General features: G+C 70.2%; 15 protein-coding genes. 1 reads left to right on the forward strand and 14 read right to left on the reverse strand.

Annotated features, from left to right (window positions below; translation table 11 throughout):
* Nucleotides 1–30: 30 nt before the first annotated feature.
* The 8 genes from scpB to steA all read right to left on the reverse strand — a co-directional run bounded on the left by scpB (nucleotide 31) and on the right by steA (nucleotide 8,223).
* Nucleotides 31–744, reverse strand: a complete 714-nt coding sequence (scpB, locus tag TPAU_RS11870; protein ID WP_013127000.1) for an SMC-Scp complex subunit ScpB — start codon at nucleotides 742–744, stop codon at nucleotides 31–33.
* On the reverse strand, nucleotides 741–1,628 hold the full coding sequence (locus tag TPAU_RS11875; RefSeq protein WP_013127001.1) for a segregation and condensation protein A: 888 nt from the start codon (nucleotides 1,626–1,628) through the stop codon (nucleotides 741–743). The genes scpB and TPAU_RS11875 overlap by 4 nt, the downstream gene beginning before the upstream one ends.
* Nucleotides 1,625–2,506 carry a ParA family protein gene (locus TPAU_RS11880; RefSeq protein WP_245537920.1) on the reverse strand — a complete coding sequence of 294 codons (882 nt, stop codon included), beginning with the start codon at nucleotides 2,504–2,506 and terminating at the stop codon, nucleotides 1,625–1,627. Before TPAU_RS11880 ends, TPAU_RS11875 begins: the two co-directional genes overlap by 4 nt.
* 176 nt (nucleotides 2,507–2,682) lie before the next feature.
* Nucleotides 2,683–3,621 (reverse strand): site-specific tyrosine recombinase XerD, encoded by a 939-nt coding sequence (xerD, locus tag TPAU_RS11885; RefSeq protein ID WP_245537788.1) that lies wholly within the window; start codon nucleotides 3,619–3,621, stop codon nucleotides 2,683–2,685.
* A 40-nt stretch (nucleotides 3,622–3,661) separates the two neighbouring features.
* Nucleotides 3,662–4,309, reverse strand: coding sequence for an NUDIX domain-containing protein (locus TPAU_RS11890; RefSeq protein ID WP_013127004.1), 648 nt, complete (start codon nucleotides 4,307–4,309; stop codon nucleotides 3,662–3,664).
* Complete coding sequence (locus TPAU_RS11895) at nucleotides 4,302–6,047, reverse strand: CTP synthase (protein WP_013127005.1); 1,746 nt, start codon at nucleotides 6,045–6,047, stop codon at nucleotides 4,302–4,304. Before TPAU_RS11895 ends, TPAU_RS11890 begins: the two co-directional genes overlap by 8 nt.
* A gap of 64 nt (nucleotides 6,048–6,111) precedes the next feature.
* Nucleotides 6,112–7,032, reverse strand: coding sequence for a copper transporter (locus tag TPAU_RS11900; RefSeq protein WP_013127006.1), 921 nt, complete (start codon nucleotides 7,030–7,032; stop codon nucleotides 6,112–6,114).
* Nucleotides 7,033–8,223, reverse strand: a complete 1,191-nt coding sequence (gene steA / locus TPAU_RS11905) for a putative cytokinetic ring protein SteA (protein ID WP_041944401.1) — start codon at nucleotides 8,221–8,223, stop codon at nucleotides 7,033–7,035.
* Between the two features lie 176 nt (nucleotides 8,224–8,399).
* Here steA and TPAU_RS11910 point away from each other — a divergent pair, with 176 nt between their 5' ends.
* Nucleotides 8,400–9,419 (forward strand): questin oxidase family protein, encoded by a 1,020-nt coding sequence (locus tag TPAU_RS11910; RefSeq protein WP_013127008.1) that lies wholly within the window; start codon nucleotides 8,400–8,402, stop codon nucleotides 9,417–9,419.
* Between the two features lie 36 nt (nucleotides 9,420–9,455).
* On the opposite strand, the gene recN is transcribed toward TPAU_RS11910, so the two are convergent.
* Genes recN through TPAU_RS23525 form a run of 6 tightly spaced genes read right to left on the reverse strand, consistent with a single transcriptional unit; the run spans nucleotide 9,456 to nucleotide 15,372 of the window.
* Nucleotides 9,456–11,228: a DNA repair protein RecN gene (recN, locus tag TPAU_RS11915; protein WP_013127009.1), complete on the reverse strand. Its 1,773-nt coding sequence runs from the start codon at nucleotides 11,226–11,228 to the stop codon at nucleotides 9,456–9,458.
* Nucleotides 11,229–11,231: 3 nt separating this feature from the next.
* On the reverse strand, nucleotides 11,232–12,119 hold the full coding sequence (locus TPAU_RS11920) for an NAD kinase (RefSeq protein WP_013127010.1): 888 nt from the start codon (nucleotides 12,117–12,119) through the stop codon (nucleotides 11,232–11,234).
* Complete coding sequence (locus TPAU_RS11925; RefSeq protein ID WP_013127011.1) at nucleotides 12,116–12,931, reverse strand: TlyA family RNA methyltransferase; 816 nt, start codon at nucleotides 12,929–12,931, stop codon at nucleotides 12,116–12,118. Before TPAU_RS11925 ends, TPAU_RS11920 begins: the two co-directional genes overlap by 4 nt.
* A 2-nt stretch (nucleotides 12,932–12,933) precedes the next feature.
* Nucleotides 12,934–13,167, reverse strand: coding sequence for a hypothetical protein (locus TPAU_RS11930; protein WP_013127012.1), 234 nt, complete (start codon nucleotides 13,165–13,167; stop codon nucleotides 12,934–12,936).
* Nucleotides 13,168–13,177: 10 nt separating this feature from the next.
* The gene (locus tag TPAU_RS23520) at nucleotides 13,178–14,128 is read right to left on the reverse strand and encodes an HAD hydrolase-like protein (protein ID WP_013127013.1); all 951 of its coding nucleotides are present in this window, start codon (nucleotides 14,126–14,128) and stop codon (nucleotides 13,178–13,180) included.
* The gene (locus TPAU_RS23525; protein WP_083773837.1) at nucleotides 14,125–15,372 is read right to left on the reverse strand and encodes a hypothetical protein; all 1,248 of its coding nucleotides are present in this window, start codon (nucleotides 15,370–15,372) and stop codon (nucleotides 14,125–14,127) included. Before TPAU_RS23525 ends, TPAU_RS23520 begins: the two co-directional genes overlap by 4 nt.
* Nucleotides 15,373–15,376 lie beyond the last annotated feature (4 nt).

Below are 15,376 nucleotides of genomic sequence, written 5' to 3' on the forward strand. Positions count from 1 at the left end.
CAGGCCGCGGACGAATTCGGTACTCGACGCTCAGGCGTCCGGATCGAACCCGATCACGTCGGTGCTCTTGCGCCCGAGCTTCGCGAACCGCGGCTCGTCGTCGAGGGTGGAACTGAGGTCCTCGATCACATCCACCTCGGGCAGCAGCGGGGCCAGCGGCGGCAGCTCGTCGAGCGACGTGAGCCCGAGCCGCTCGAGGAACAGCTCGGTGGTGGCATAGGTGGTGGCGCCGGCGTCACTGCCCACTTCCGCGATGAGGCCGCGGGCCGCGAGGGTGCGCATCACACCGTCCACGTTCACGCCGCGCACCGCGCTCACCTGTGACCGGCTCACCGGCTGCCGGTAGGCGATCACGGCGAGGGTCTCCAGCGCGGCGCGGGTGAGCTTGGATCGCACACCGTCGAGCAGGAGACGCTCGACGTAGGGCGCGTACTCGGCCCGGCTGTACAAGCGCCAGCCCTCGGCGGATTCCCGCAATTCCATACCGGAGCGCCGATCGGTCAGCTCCGCCGCCCACGTCCGCAGCTCGGCGGTGATCCGCTCTTCGGGCTCCTCCAGCGCAGCACCGAGCGATTCGGCCGAGGCAGGGGCATCGATCACGAGCAGCAGGGCCTCCAGTGCGCACCGCAGCTCATCGTTCTCCATACCCTCGACCAGGGCGAATCCGTCGTCATCGGGAACGAGGTCCGCGGGAGCATCGGTATCGGGTGCGGGCTCGTCGGGGGTGGGCCGCTCGTCGCTCACTCGTCCTCCTGCGTGGGTACGTCGTCGTACTCGTCGTCGGCGCGCAGCGCCACATCGTCCTTTTCGCCCGACCAGCGGACCTTGAGTTCGCCGAGCGCCTCGGGCTGGTCGAACAGGATCGCGCGCTCGCGGTACAGCTCCAGCAGCGCGAGGAATCGAGCGATCACCGCGATGCCGGAATCACAATCGGCGACGATCTCGGCGAATCCGGACCAGTGCCCGGGCCGCTCCCGCAGCCGGGCGGCGATCAGTGTGGCTTGCTCGGGCACCGAGACCTTCGGGACGTGCAGGTGGCCGAGGCCCACCGTCGGTGTGGGTTTCGGAGTGAACGCCGCGGCGGCGACCATCGCGAACTGCTCGGGGGTGACACCGATCTGCACCGGGGGCACCAACTCCTCGAACCGCTGCTCGAGTCCGACGGCGCGGGGATAGCGGCGGTTCGCCTTGGCCTCCAACTGCGCCATGAGCTCGGCCACCTGCTTGTACGCCCGGTACTGGAGCAGCCGCGCGAACAGCAGGTCGCGGGCTTCGAGCAGGGCCAGGTCGTCGTCGTCCTCGACCTCGCCGGCGGGCAGCAGGCGCGCGGCCTTCAGGTCCAGAAGGGTGGCCGCGACCACGAGGAATTCGGTGGTGGCGTCGAGATCGGCGGCGGCCCCGAGGTTCCGGGTGTAAGCGATGAATTCGTCGGTGACCACGTGCAACGCCACCTCGGTGACATCCATCCGGTGGGCACCGATCAACTGGAGCAGCAGGTCGAACGGTCCCTCGAAGTTCGCCAGCCGCACCTGGAAGCCCGACGGTGGGGTCGGCTCGAGCGCATCCGCGTCAGCGGCCTCGAGCGGGGCATCGGCTTCGATCGGCTCCGGGGCCGCGGTATCGGTCACTTCTCCTGCGCGATGACCTCGCGCGCCAGCGCGCGGTAGGCGTTCGCACCCGAGGATTTCGGTGCCCAGGAGGTGATGGGCTCACCGGCCACCGAGGTCTCCGGGAAGCGGACGGTGCGCGAGATCACCGAGCGGTAGACGGCGTCGCCGAAGACCTCGACAACGCGGGCCATCACATCGCGCGAGTGCAGCGTGCGCGCGTCGAACATGGTGACCACGATGCCCGCGAGGTCGAGCCGCGGGTTCAGTCGGTCGCGCACCTTGTCGACGGTATCGGTGAGCAGCGCCAGGCCGCGGAGCGCGAAGAACTCGCACTCCATCGGGATCAGCACCTGGTCGGCACAGGCCAGAGCGTTCACCGTGAGCAAGCCGAGACTGGGCTGGCAGTCGATGAGGATGTAGTCGTACCGGTCGAGCACCGGGTACAGCGCGCGACCGAGAGTCTGCTCGCGGCCGACCTCGTTGACCAGCTGGATCTCGGCGGCCGAGAGGTCGATGTTCGACGGCAGCAAGTCGACGCCGTCGACCCGAGTGCGCAACAGCACGTCGTCGGCGGAGATCCGGGACTCCATGAGGAGGTTGTGCACGGTGAGTTCGAGCTCGTGGTGCGCCACGCCGAGCCCTGCGGACAGAGCGCCTTGCGGGTCGAGATCGACGAGCAGCACGCGCCGTCCGTACGCGGCGAGCGAGGCTCCGAGGTTGATGGTGGTCGTGGTCTTCCCCACGCCGCCCTTCTGGTTGCACACCGCGATCACGCGGGCAGGACCGTGGGTGGCCTTCGGAGTGGGCTCGGGGAACTCGATGCGCGGGCGACCGGTCTGATCGAGGTCTTCGTCCTGAGCGCCGCGGGCCACGTGGTGGTGCTGCAGCTCACCCAGGTCCAGGCCCGGGTTCTCCGCGTCCGGCGCTGCCGCCACTAGCCCACCTCCTTCACCGTTCTCTCACACCCTAATGCGCCCGCCGTGCCGACGAGCGCAGCGGCGCGCTCGCGTCGGTCGACGCCGGCCGATTCTACGGATCGGCGCGAACGGCGAGCCGCGGGAGCCCGGCGTTGTCAGCGCACCGCGCGCGGATGTGCCTGCGCGTACACCTCACGCAGCGCCTGGACCGTGACCAGCGTGTAGACCTGCGTCGTGGTCACCGAAGCGTGGCCCAGCAGTTCCTGCACCACGCGCACATCGGCACCGCCTTCGAGCAGGTGCGTCGCGAAGGAGTGGCGCAGAGTGTGCGGCGAGACGTGCACGGCGTCGGTGTCGATCCCGGCCCGCTCGGCAGCGGTCGCCAGCACCTGCCACGCCGACTGCCGTGACAGCCGCCCACCGCGCACGTTGAGGAAGAGTGCGGGGTTCGACTTCTTCACCAGCGATGGCCGCCCGCGCACCAGATAGGCCTCGATCGCCGCCAGCGCGGGCCGTCCGATCGGCACCACCCGCTGTTTGCCGCCCTTACCCATCAGCACCACCGACCGGGACTGCACATCGATGTCGTCGACGTCGAGGGCCGTCACCTCGGAGATGCGAGCCCCGCACGAGTACAGCAGTTCCAGGAGCGCCCGGTCGCGCAACCGGGACGGGGTATCCGACTCGCCGTCGCCCCCGGCGGCCTCCAGGAGCGCGATCACCGTGTCGATGGACAGCGCCTTGGGAAGCCGTTTCGCCGGTGCGGGTGGTCGCACCTCGCGCGCCACATCCGAGGCCGTCAGTCCCTCCGCCGCCGCGAATCGGTGCAGTCCGCGGACGGCGATGAGCGAGCGCGCCGCAGAGCTCGCCGCCAGCGGAGGCCGCCCGTCGCTGCCTTCCCGCAACGCGACCAGGAACCCACTGACCTGCGTGGACGTCACGGATGCGAGATCGTCGATGCCGAGCTCCACCAGGTACTCGCGGTATCGGTCGAGATCGCGGCGATAGCTGCTGAGGGTGTTCGCCGCGGCGCCGCGTTCCACGGTGAGGTGGTCGAGGTAGGCGCGCAACGCTTCGTCGAGCGGGGTGTTCACAGTCCCGCCCGTGGTCACCCGCGCGCCGACCGCCACGGTCCTACTGCCCCGCTTCCACCGGGCGGCCCTTACGCGCGGCGAGCGCGGTCGGGCGGCCCGGCCAGGGGGCGTCGGCGCAGCGCAGCGGGGTGTCGTCGTCGGTCACCATGGTGGCGGCGAGGATCGCGCTGACCGAGGTGGAATTCACGATCTCACCCGAGAGCACCATGCGCACCGCATCCGGCATCGGAATCCACTCGACGGTCATATCGAGCTCCTCGTCCTCCTGCTCCGCCATCTCGCAGTAGCGCAGGTCGGTCGCGAGGTACACGCGCACCATCTCGTCGGTGAACCCCGGTGACGGTGCCAGATCGACCAGCACGTGCCACTCCCGGGCTCCGAGCGCGGTCTCCTCCGCCAGCTCGCGCTGCGCGGCGGCGACGGGCTCCTCCTCACCGGAGTGGTCGAGCAGGCCCGCCGGGATCTCCAGCAGGCGGCGCCCCATCGGGTGCCGGTACTGGTTGACCATGGCGATCGCGCCGTCGTCGTTCATCGCGACCACCGCGACGGCACCGTCGTGCTCGACCACGTCGCGCACGGCGGTGCCGCCGCCCGGCATGGTCACCTCGTCGCGGCGAACGGCGAAGATCGGTCCCTCATAGACCTTCTCGGTGGAGACGGCCTCGAAATCGTGCAGCTGATCAGGCATCGACGGTGTCCTCGTCGGCGAGTTCGCCTTCGGCCTTCGCCGCGGGAGCGCCGTGTACGTCCACCGGGAGCTCCTCCTCGGCCTTGTACTTCAGCGCGGCGGCGATGAACGCGGCGAACAGCGGGTGGGGCCGGGTGGGCCGCGACTTGAGCTCGGGGTGCGCCTGGGTTCCGACGAGGAACGGGTGCACCTCCTTCGGGTACTCCACGAACTCGACGAGGTGCCCGTCGGGCGAGACGCCGGAGAATTTCAGACCGGATTCGGCGATCGTGTCGCGGTAGGCGTTGTTCACCTCGAACCGGTGACGGTGCCGCTCGGACACCTCGGTCGCACCGTAGGCACCCGCGATGATCGACCCGCGCTCCAGCACCGCCGGATACGCGCCGAGGCGCATGGTGCCGCCCAGGTCGGCCTCGCCCGCGACGGCCTGCTCCTGATCGGCCATGGTCGAGATCACCGGGTACTTCGCATCGGGCTCGAACTCGGCCGAACTGGCGCCGTCGAGACCGGCGGACCGGGCCGCCTCGATCACGATGCACTGCAGGCCGAGGCACAGTCCCAGCAGCGGCAGGCCGCGCTTGCGCGCGTACCGGATGGCGCCGACCTTGCCCTCGATGCCGCGGATACCGAATCCGCCGGGGATGAGGATGCCGTCGATATCGCGCAGCGCGGCGGCGGCACCGGCGTCGGTCTCGCAGTCGTCGGAGGGCACCCAGGTGATCTGCACCTTGGCCCAATTCGCGAAGCCGCCGGCGCGCAGCGCCTCGGTCACCGACAGGTAGGCGTCGGGCAGGTCGATGTACTTGCCCACCAGGGCGATCCGCACCGTCTCGCGCGGCTCGTGGACCCGCTTGAGCAGGTCGCCCCACACGCTCCAGTCGACATCGCGGAAGGGCAGTCCGAGTTTGCGGACCACGTAGGCGTCGAGTTGGTTACCGTGCAGCACCTTCGGCACGTCGTAGATCGATGAGGCGTCGGGGCAGGAGATGACGCCCTCGACCTCGACGTCGCACATGAGCGCGATCTTGTTGCGCTGCCCCTCGGGCACTTCGCGGTCGCAGCGCAGCACGAGTGCATCGGGCGTGATGCCGATGCTGCGGAGCGCGGCGACGGAGTGCTGGGTGGGCTTGGTCTTGAGCTCACCCGATGCCGCGAGGTACGGCACCAGCGAGACGTGCAGGAAGAAGACGTTGTCGCGGCCCACATCGTGGCGCACCTGTCGTGCGGCCTCGAGGAAGGGCTGGGACTCGATATCGCCGACGGTGCCGCCGATCTCGGTGATCACCACGTCGGGCGCGTGGCCCTGCTCGTCGGGCGCCTGCATCGCGAGGATGCGGGCCTTGATCTCGTCGGTGATGTGCGGGATCACCTGGACGGTGTCGCCGAGGTACTCGCCGCGCCGCTCCTTGGCGATCACCGTGGAGTACACCTGGCCCGTGGTCACGTTGGCGCGCCCGGACAGGTCGCGGTCGAGGAACCGCTCGTAGTGGCCGACGTCGAGGTCGGTCTCGGCGCCGTCCTCGGTGACGAAGACCTCGCCGTGCTGGAACGGGTTCATGGTGCCCGGGTCCACGTTGAGGTACGGATCGAGCTTCTGCATCGTCACGCGCAGGCCGCGCGCGGTGAGGAGCTGTCCGAGGCTGGAGGCCGTGAGGCCCTTACCCAGGGAGGACGCGACGCCCCCGGAGACGAAGATGTGCTTGGTGGCTACACGAGCGTGGGGCCGAGGAGAAGGCAACGAGACTCCCGTATTCGAGCGGATAAACCTGCTTCATTTACGGGACTCCAGAGTATCACTGTCGTCAGCGGACGCCGGTACCGTACGCGCGTACTTCTCCGCGCGTCGCCTGGATCAGCGCCAAGGCGGTCGACACCTGTCCGACGGTGGTGTCGGCATCGTCGACGGTGGCGAGCCGCGCCGAGAGATCCTGGTCCTGGCGGACCACGACGATCGGTCCGGATCCGGTGGCCGAGCCGGTGCGCCCGACCAGCACGGATCCGTCGCCGTGCCGGGAAAGTCCGGCCGCGAGCCGGCCGATTCCCTGCCCCTGCCCGGCGTGCTCACCGGGCACGGCCCCGCCGGTGACCACGATCGCGGCGCGGGCGCTGGGCACCGTCGGGCCGTCGAAGGCGAGGTATCCGGCTTGGCGCAGTGTGACGAGCGCATCAGTGCCGCCCTGGGAAACGGCGGGTGCCGAACCCTTGCCGAGCAGGATCGAACCGATCAGGTCGCCGGCGCGGGCGCGAGGGTCGACCTGGCCTGCGTCGAGGGTGACGCCGACGGGAGCCGCGTTGTCGACGGTGCCGCGCAGCCGCTCCGACTGGTCGTCGGCGTAGAGGGCCTCGGTCAGGCGCACGGTACCGGCGACGGTGCCGCCGCCCTGTGTGACCCGGCGCGAGATCTGACTGATGTCGCCGCCGTCAGCGCCGGGCGCAACCACCAGGAGCACGGGGAACCCGGTCAGCGAGCGGCCCAGCGTGCCCGGCGCGGCGGCATCGGCGAAGGCGTCGCCGGCGCGAGTGCGGGCGTCGAGGGCTTCGTTACGCCGCTCCAAGTCCTGCACCTGGGTGCGTAGGTCCCGAACGTCACCGTCGGCGGTGAACCGAGACAGCACTCCCCCGCCGAGGGCGATGCCGACGGCGAGTGCGAGCAGTATCGCCGCCCAGAACAGCGCGGGCCGGCGTGCACCCGGCGAGCGGAGGCGGCGCGACCGGCCGGGCACTTACAGTGCCCGGAACTTGCCCTGGACCCAGAGCGCGAAGTGGTTCCACTGGTCGATGATCCACTGCACCACGTCGGTGCCCTGGTTGGAGACCAGCACCGCGGCGACCACGGCGACCAGCGCGGCCAGGATGAAGAGCGCGACCGCGCCGCCGTGCCCGCGGCTGCGGTACAGCGTGGAGACGGCCTTGCCGTCGACCAGCTTGGTACCCACCTTGACCCGGGTGAGGAAGGTCGACGGGTTCGACTCACGACGACCGGCGTCGAAGAACTCCTCCAGCGAGGCGGAATGGCCCACCGAGACGATCAGCGAGGCGCCGTGATGATCGGCGATGATCAGCGCGAGATCGGCGGCCGATCCCGATGCGGGGAAGGTCATGGCGCCGATACCGAGGTCCTGGATGCGCTCGAGCCCGGGGGCGTGACCGTCGGGTGCGGCAGGGAGAACGACCTGGGCGCCGGAGCGGAGCGTGTTGGTGGTGATCATCTCCGGATCGCCGACGATGAGATCCGGACGGTAGCCGGCCTTGACCAGGGCGTCGGCGCCGCGGTTCACACCGATGAGGACGGGGGCGTACTCCTTGATGAAGGGCTTGAGACGCTTGAGATCCTCAACGTGGTCGGGGCCGTCGGCCACGACCAGGACGTGCCGGTCATTGAGGTTGACCTCGACGTCCGGGATGCCGACGCCGTCGATGAGGAGCGGCGACTCGACGCGGATGAACTCGACGGTGTTCCCCGCGAAGGCTTCCAGGTGATCGACGACACCGGAGCGGGCGGCGAGCATCCGCGAGGTCACGTCACTATCGGTGAGTTCCTCGCCCTCGGCGAGCTCACGCTCGCCGGCGTAGACGACACCCTCGTGGACACGCACCTTGGCGCCGTCCTTGATGCGGGAGAAGACTTCCTTGCCGGCGTCGTCGACGAGTTCGATGCCGGCGGCGGCCAGCACCTCGGGGCCGAGGTTGGGATAGCGGCCGGAGATGAACGGCGAGGCGTTCACCACGGCGGCGACGCCCGCCTCGACCATGAGATCGGCGGTGGTGCGGTCGAGATCGAGCTCGTCGCACACCACGATGTCGCCGGGGCCGATGCGGCGCAGGAGTCGAGTGGTGTCCTTGTCGACCCGCGCGGTGCCCACGACGCCGGGCAGGTTCGACGTGTTCCGGGACAGCAGACCAGTGAGCTTCATGGCTGCCATACTGCCCCGCCAGTCACATGAATCACGTGAGGCGCGCCGACAACACCTGAAACTTTGAGCAACTTGCGCCGCACTGGCTCCCGCGCCCCGCTCCCCGCCGGGAGCCGGCGTCCCCGCGCGAGCGGAGCCCTTGACCTCAAGCGCGATTGACGTGATCGCATGAGCCCATGACCGCATACGAAGAACTCGACGAGGCGTACGCCCGACTGCACCGCACCGGTCCGGAATTCGAGGGCTGGCTCAGCAATCACGGCCCGATGGTTGTGGAGTCGCTGGTGCGACGCGGCCGCGGCACCTCGGTCGCGAGGTGGCTCGACGGATACGTGCTCAGACTCGACGAGGCGCCTGCTGCGGCGGCGCAGCCCGCGCGCTGGCCGGACGACCTCGGCGACCCCACCGCGCTCGGCGCGTGGATCACCAGCTTCCGCGATGCCTTCCATCAGGCAGCGTGGCAGGACGTCCTCGCGCACTGGTGGCCTCGGCTGCTCCCGGGCGTCGCCGCGGGAGCGACCCACGGGGCGATCCGTGTGGGCCACGCCGCGGACGCACTCCTGACCTGGGGTGAATCGTCAGAGCGGATCGCGGAACTGGCGCTCGCGCTGAGCTATTGGGCGACGCGTTGGCAGCCGGTGCCACGCTCGACCGCGCCTGCGGGAACCCTTCCGGCAACCGATGCGCTCGCGGCGATCCCCGGAGTCCCGCATCCCGAAGGCGGTATCGGTACTCGATTGGCGCAGCTCGACGAACTCGACGGGTGGCCGCAGGCGCAACGCGCCCTCGCCCCGGGGGACGACGCCGACGGCCTGTTACGCGCGGTCGTCACCGCGGCGGTCCTGCGGTACTCCACCCATGCGCACGGCAACCCGGTGATGCTCGTTCACGCCGCGACCGCACCGAACGCCCTGCGGCGCGCGCTGGCGGCGCTACCGCCCGAGCTTCACGCCCCGACCGCTGCCGCCGGATGGTCGGCCGCAGCCGCCGTCTTCGCCGCGTACGCACCGGACGAGGCACGTCCGTCGGGCTCCACCGCCGCGTCCCCCGACGACCTGATCGACCGAGCCGTTCACCACGGCGACGAACACGTCATCAAGCTGACCGACACGGTCCTCGACGTTTACGCGTGGACCGCCGACGACCGGTCGTTGGTCGCCAGCGAGGTCGCGATCGCAGCCGTTCCCACCGCCTGACGTAGGGGTGTCCGCTGAGTCGATACGCCCTCCCCGCTACTCGCCCTTGTGCGAACCGGTCTGCGCGACCTTGTCGCTCTCGGCGGCCTCCAGCAGCTCCTCGGCGTGTGCCCGGCCGGTGTCGGAATCACCGAGGCCGGCGAGCATCCGGGCCAGTTCGGCGATCCGTTCCTCGCGACTGAGCGCGGTCAGCGTGGAGGTCACCGACTTCTTCGCGGTCTGCTTGCCCACAGTGAGATGGGTATCGGCGAAGGCGGCGACCTGCGGTAGATGGGTCACCACGATCACCTGGTGCCGCTGTGCCAACGCCGCCAGCCTGCGCCCGATCTCGACGGCGGCCTTACCGCCGACACCGGCATCCACCTCGTCGAACACCATCGTCAGGCCCTGTTCGGTGGCGGCGAGGACCACCTCCAATGCGAGCATGACACGCGAGAGCTCGCCGCCCGATGCGGATTTGCCGATCGGCAGCGGGTTGGCGCCGTCGTGCGCGACGAGCCGGAACTCGACCGCATCGGTGCCGTGCGCCCCGGCGCGACGGGCGACACCGTCGACGACGATCCCGGATTCGTCGAGGTCCGGCGCGACGTCGACGGTGATCGACGCGCCACCCATCGCGAGCTTGCGGAGCTCCCCGGTGACCTTCTTCCCCAGTGTGCCGGCGGCTTTGACGCGGGCGGCGGTGAGCGCCGCCGCAGCCCCGATGAGCGCGGTTTCCAGCTCGGTGACCCTGCCCTGTAGGGCGGCGAGCCCCTCAGCGGACGTGTCGATTCCAGCCAACCGCTCGCGGGCGTCGTCGGCCCACGCGATCACCCCGTCGATATCGGGCGCGTATTTGCGGGTGAGCGTTTTGAGTTCGGACTGGCGCAGCAGAAGCGACTCCAACTCGGATGGATCGCTCGGGAGATCCGCAAGGTAGGAGCTCAATTCGGTGGCGATGTCGCCGGCGACCGTCGCGGCCTCGTCGACCCGTTCGGAGAGTCCGCGCAGCGCGGCATCGTCGGACCCCGCCAGTGCGGCCCGCACGGTGCCGAGGAGATCGAGCACCGAGCCCACCCCCTCACCGTCGGCGCCGTAGCTTGCGCCGGTGAGCGCGGCGTACGAGGTATCGGCCGCCTCCCGCAACGAATCCAGGTCGGAGAGCCGCTTGATCTTGGCGATCGTCTCGACGTCCTCGCCGGGAAGCGGTTCGAGGCCGTCGATCTCAGCGAGCGCAGACGTCAGATGATCCTGTTCCAGCACGAGCTCGCGCGAGCGGGTGGTCCGGTCGGCCAATTCGGCGCGGGCGGCGAGCCATTCGTCGCGGACGGCCTGGTACGTCGCGAGGGCCTTGAGGGCGGGAGCTCCGGCGAAGGCGTCGAGCAGGTCGCGCTGCCGCTCGGGTCGCAGTAGTCGAAGTTGGTCGTTCTGGCCGTGCACGGTGAGCAGGGGCCCGGCGAACTCACCGAGCGTGCCGACGGGGACGCTGCGCCCGCCGAGGTAGGCGCGTGAACGGCCATCCGCGGCCACACTGCGCACGGCGATCACGGCGTCGTCGTCGAGATCGCCTCCGGCACCGTCGACCACCTCCCGGACCTGGTCGGCGGAGCTGGCGCCGGCGAGCGAGAAGCGGCCCTCGACGACGGCCTTGTCCGCCCCGGCGCGAATCCGGCCGGGATCGGCACGGGCACCGGCGAGCAGGTGCAGGCTGGTGACCACCATGGTCTTGCCCGCACCTGTCTCGCCCGTGAGCACGGTCAGGCCCTCGGCGAATTCGGCGGCGGCCTGCTCGATCACACCGAGCGAATCGATCCGGATCTCTTCCAGCATGCGCTATCCCCCACTTCCGGTACCGACGTCGCCGTCGCGACGTCCGCGCCAGCCGCTGATGGGCAGTTGGAATTTGTGCACCAGGCGGTCGGTGAACGGCGCCGCGCCGAGCTTGATGAACCGCACCGGCTCGGCACCACGCCGGATCTCGATGCGCCCACGTTCGGGCAGTTCGAGGGTGCGGCGGCCGTCGCAGAAGGCGATCGCCTCGTGCCGGCTGCCCTCCACCTCGATCGCGATCACCGATCGCGGGCTGGTCACCATGGGGCGCGCGAACAGTGCGTGGGCGTTGCTGGGGACGATGAGTAGGGCCTCCAGGTCGGGCCACATCACCGGGCCGCCGGCCGAGAAGGCATAGGCGGTCGAGCCGGTCGGCGTCGCGACGAGTACTCCGTCGCAAGCGAATCGAGATACCGGGCGGTCGTCGACCTCGGTGACGAGCTCGAGCAGACCTTGCCGGGAGCGGTTCTCGACGGAGACCTCGTTGAGCGCCCAGCCCTGTGCGACCAGGTCGGTGCCGTCGTGGATATCGACATCGAGGGTCATCCGGGGATGCACGGTGTAGCGCCGTGCGACCAGATCATCGATCGTCGAACCGACGGTGTCGACCTCACTCTCGGCAAGGAATCCGACGTGACCGAGATTGATTCCGATGATCGGGACATCGGCCCGCCGGGCCAGTTCGGCGCCGCGGAGGAAGCCACCGTCACCGCCGAGGACCACCACGACCTCGCAGCCGAAGGCCGCATCGTCGGGCGCGTCGCTGACGTCGCTCTCCAGCTTCATCCGCACCCCCGCAGCGTCCAACCGCTCGTGGATCTGGTCGACGGTGCGGTCCACGTCCTTGCGGAGCGTGTGCACCACTACGAGGAACGTGCGTTCGTCGCTCATTGGGGCCCTTCCGCCACTGCAGTTGCGATCATCTCGTCCACGTCCGCGGGGAGCGTCACCGGCCCGTCTTCGCGGCGCAACCAGAGAAAGTACTCGACGTTGCCCGACGGTCCCGGGAGCGGGCTGTAGGTGACGCCGCGAGTGCGCAGGCCGTGGTCGGCGGCCGTTCGAGCGACGGCGAGAACGGCACTCGCCCGCAGCTGCGGGTCGCGGACCACACCGCCGGAGCCGACGTTGCCCTTGCCGACTTCGAACTGCGGCTTGATCATCGGCAGCAGGTCCGCCCCGACGGCGGTGCATGCCGCCATCGCGGGCAGCACCAGGCTCAGCGAGATGAAGGACAGATCGCCGACCACCAGGTCGACGGGTCCGTCCAGCGCTCCCGGTTCCAGTGTGCGCACGTTGGTGCGATCCATGACGGTGACCCGGGCGTCGTCGCGCAGCCGCCACACCAGTTCGCCGTAGCCGACGTCGACGGCGTACACCCGTTCGGCCCCGCGGTGCAACAGGACGTCGGTGAACCCGCCCGTGGACGCTCCCGCATCGAGGCATCGTCGTCCGGCGACGGTGACGTCGGGGAACGCATCGAGCGCACCGATCAGCTTGTGGGCACCGCGGGAGGCCCAGTCGATCTCACCGGCGACAGCGGTGACATGGACCGGGTCGGCGGGGTCGATCTGATTGGCGGCCTTGCGGGCCACCTGCTTGTTGACGGTGACGCGACCGGACTCGATCAGCTCGCGGGCCTGCTCGCGAGAGCGCGCCATACCGCGGCGGACCAGCTCGGCGTCGAGCCGTACTCTGCGGGCCATGGTCAGGCTCGCTCCACGCTGTCCAGGGCGTCGACCAGCAGCTGATGCGCCTGTTCGAAGAGCGCGGACTGGCGGCCGAGGGGGGCGAGCTCACCGACACCGGCAACGCTGCCGAGGTCTTCGACGGGTGCGGCTTCGAGCTCGTCGACCCGGTGCATCAGCTCCTCCACGGCGGTACGGACCGCCGTGGGGTCACTGGCGCCGCTGGACGCGCCGCCGTACTGTTCCGGATTCATCGGTTCCACGCTAGCGGACGACGAGCGCCAGGCTCGCCCGGCGCTCCGCAGGCAGCTCGCGTGCCGCGGCGACCGCCACGTACTTCGCGTCGGCGGCGTCGGCGTCGGCCGCTCCGGTCACGACGAGCCGATCGCCCTCGACTGCGGCGGACCATCCCGGCCGCGGCCCCGGGAGCGATTGCGCGGCGGGTGCGTGCAGCCCGGCGAGAGTGTCGGCGATGTAGGTGGGCTGGTGGGCGTCGGGCGCGGCGATCACATCCGCGACATCGTTGACACCGGTGAGCACCAAGTAGGTGTCGACACCGAGCGCGTTGCCGCCCTCGATATCGGTATCGAGCCGATCCCCCACCACCAGTGGCGATGTGGCGCCCGCCGCGGCAACGGCGTCGGCGAGAATCGGAGTGCCGGGTTTGCCCGCGACCCGCGGCACGGCGCCGGTGGCGTGCGCCACCGCTGCCACCATCGAGCCGTTACCGACCATGAGGCCGCGCTCGGTGGGCAGTGTGGCATCGGTATTGGTCGCGACCCAGGTGGCTCCAGCGCGAATGGCGAGCGCAGCCTCGGACAGTCGCGCCCAGCCGGTCTCCGGGTTGTGTCCCTGGACGACGGCGCGCGCCTCCTCGGCGGTCTCGACGGGGACGAGGCCCCGCTCGATCACCTCGGTACGGAGTGCGGGCGCGCCCACCACGAGGGTGGGCGTCGCGGGAGGGACGAGCGTGGCGAGCAGCCGGGCGCCGGCCTGCGCGCTGGTGACGACCGAATCGTCAGGCGCGGCGAAGCCGAGGTCCCGCAGATGGTGCGCCACATCCGACGGTGCTCGGCTCGCGTTGTTGGTCACGTAGGTGACGGGCAGGCCCGTCAACGCGTCCGCGGCACCGGGGATGGCGACGGGACCGGCGTAGACGGTGCCATCGAGATCCACGAGCAGCAGGTCGTAGCCTGCGACGAGAGTGGTGGTCACTGTTCGGCGGAGAGCTCGGCGACGCGATCCTCGGCGTCGGTGAACTCCTCCTCGTCGGCGGCGGCCGCGTTCAGGAACCACGTCAGGGCATCGGCCCGACGGTCCGCCGCAAGCAGCGCCTCGGCGTAGGCGTAGAACAGGCGCGCGGGATGAAAGCCGCGACGTGCGGGATCGAGATCCTCGGCTTGGAGCGTCACCACGGCCTTGTCGAACTCGCCGAGATCCATCCGGGCGCCGGCCTCGACGATCCGCAGCTCGGTCCGGTCATCGCCGGTGAGCTTGGCCGCCTCGTCGCCGCGAGCGGTCTCGATGGCCTTCTCCGGGCGACCGAGACCGCGTTCGCTGTCGGCGATCATCGGCAGCAGATTGATCGCGCCGCCCATCCGCTTCGCGGCCCGCAATTCGCTCAGCGCCTCGGCCCATTCGCCATTCATGTACGCGGCGATACCGCACGCCTCCCGGACGGCGGCGATGCGGCCGGCGCGCTCCCGGGCAGCACGGGCATGTTCCAGTGCCGCCGCGGGATCGGAGTCGAGGAGCCGCCCGGCCTGTACCAGGTGCCCCGAGACGATCTCGGCGTTGTTCTTGTCGAGGCTCAACAGGTCGCGGCGGATGGCACCGTCGAGCTCTTTCGGATCGACGTCGTTGGGGATCGACGGTTCGCCGGGCTTGGTACGCGGCCGGGTGTCCGTGCGCCGGTCATCGCGCGGCGTGAACGGGCCTCCGCGGTTGCTGGCCTTGTGAGGACGCGAGCCGTTCCGGCTGCTCGGACCGCCTCGGTTGTCGCCCGAGCGGAAGTCACGGCGATCTCCACCGGGGCCGTCTCCCCGGCGCCCGCCGTCCCGACGATCATCGCGGCCACGGGATCCGCCGCCGGACCGATGATCATCCCGGCCCTGGTAACCGCCTCCGGAGCGTCGATCATCGCGGCCCTTGTAGCCACCTCCGGATCGATGGTCGTCCCGGCCACGGGTACCGCCGCTGCGACCATCGTCGCGACGGGGTCCGCCACGGCGATCCCCGTCGCGACGGTTATCCGAGCCGCGCGGCCCACCTCGGTTGTCATCGCGCCCACGGAACCCGCCCGCCCGGTCGGCACCGGACCGCTCACTCGCCGGACGGCTTCCCGTGGACCGGGGCTGGTCGCGCCGTGACGCATCGCCGCCTCGTCCGCGGTCGGCAGGATTGACGAATCCTGCGCGCTGCCGGCGCTCCTCGCCGTCGCGACCCGACTCAGCTGCCACGTTC

The sequence above is a fragment of the Tsukamurella paurometabola DSM 20162 genome (assembly GCF_000092225.1).
Taxonomy (GTDB): Bacteria; Actinomycetota; Actinomycetes; order Mycobacteriales; family Mycobacteriaceae; genus Tsukamurella; species Tsukamurella paurometabola.

Excerpts from the sequence above, each read along its gene's own strand:
- TPAU_RS11890 (WP_013127004.1), bottom strand. The coding sequence starts at position 4,309 with ATGCCTGATCAGCTGCACGATTTCGAGGCCGTCTCCACCGAGAAGGTC.
- steA (WP_041944401.1), bottom strand. The coding sequence starts at position 8,223 with ATGAAGCTCACTGGTCTGCTGTCCCGGAACACGTCGAACCTGCCCGGC.
- TPAU_RS11910 (WP_013127008.1), top strand. The coding sequence starts at position 8,400 with ATGACCGCATACGAAGAACTCGACGAGGCGTACGCCCGACTGCACCGC.
- recN (WP_013127009.1), bottom strand. The coding sequence starts at position 11,228 with ATGCTGGAAGAGATCCGGATCGATTCGCTCGGTGTGATCGAGCAGGCC.
- TPAU_RS11920 (WP_013127010.1), bottom strand. The coding sequence starts at position 12,119 with ATGAGCGACGAACGCACGTTCCTCGTAGTGGTGCACACGCTCCGCAAG.
- TPAU_RS11925 (WP_013127011.1), bottom strand. The coding sequence starts at position 12,931 with ATGGCCCGCAGAGTACGGCTCGACGCCGAGCTGGTCCGCCGCGGTATG.
- TPAU_RS11930 (WP_013127012.1), bottom strand. The coding sequence starts at position 13,167 with ATGAATCCGGAACAGTACGGCGGCGCGTCCAGCGGCGCCAGTGACCCC.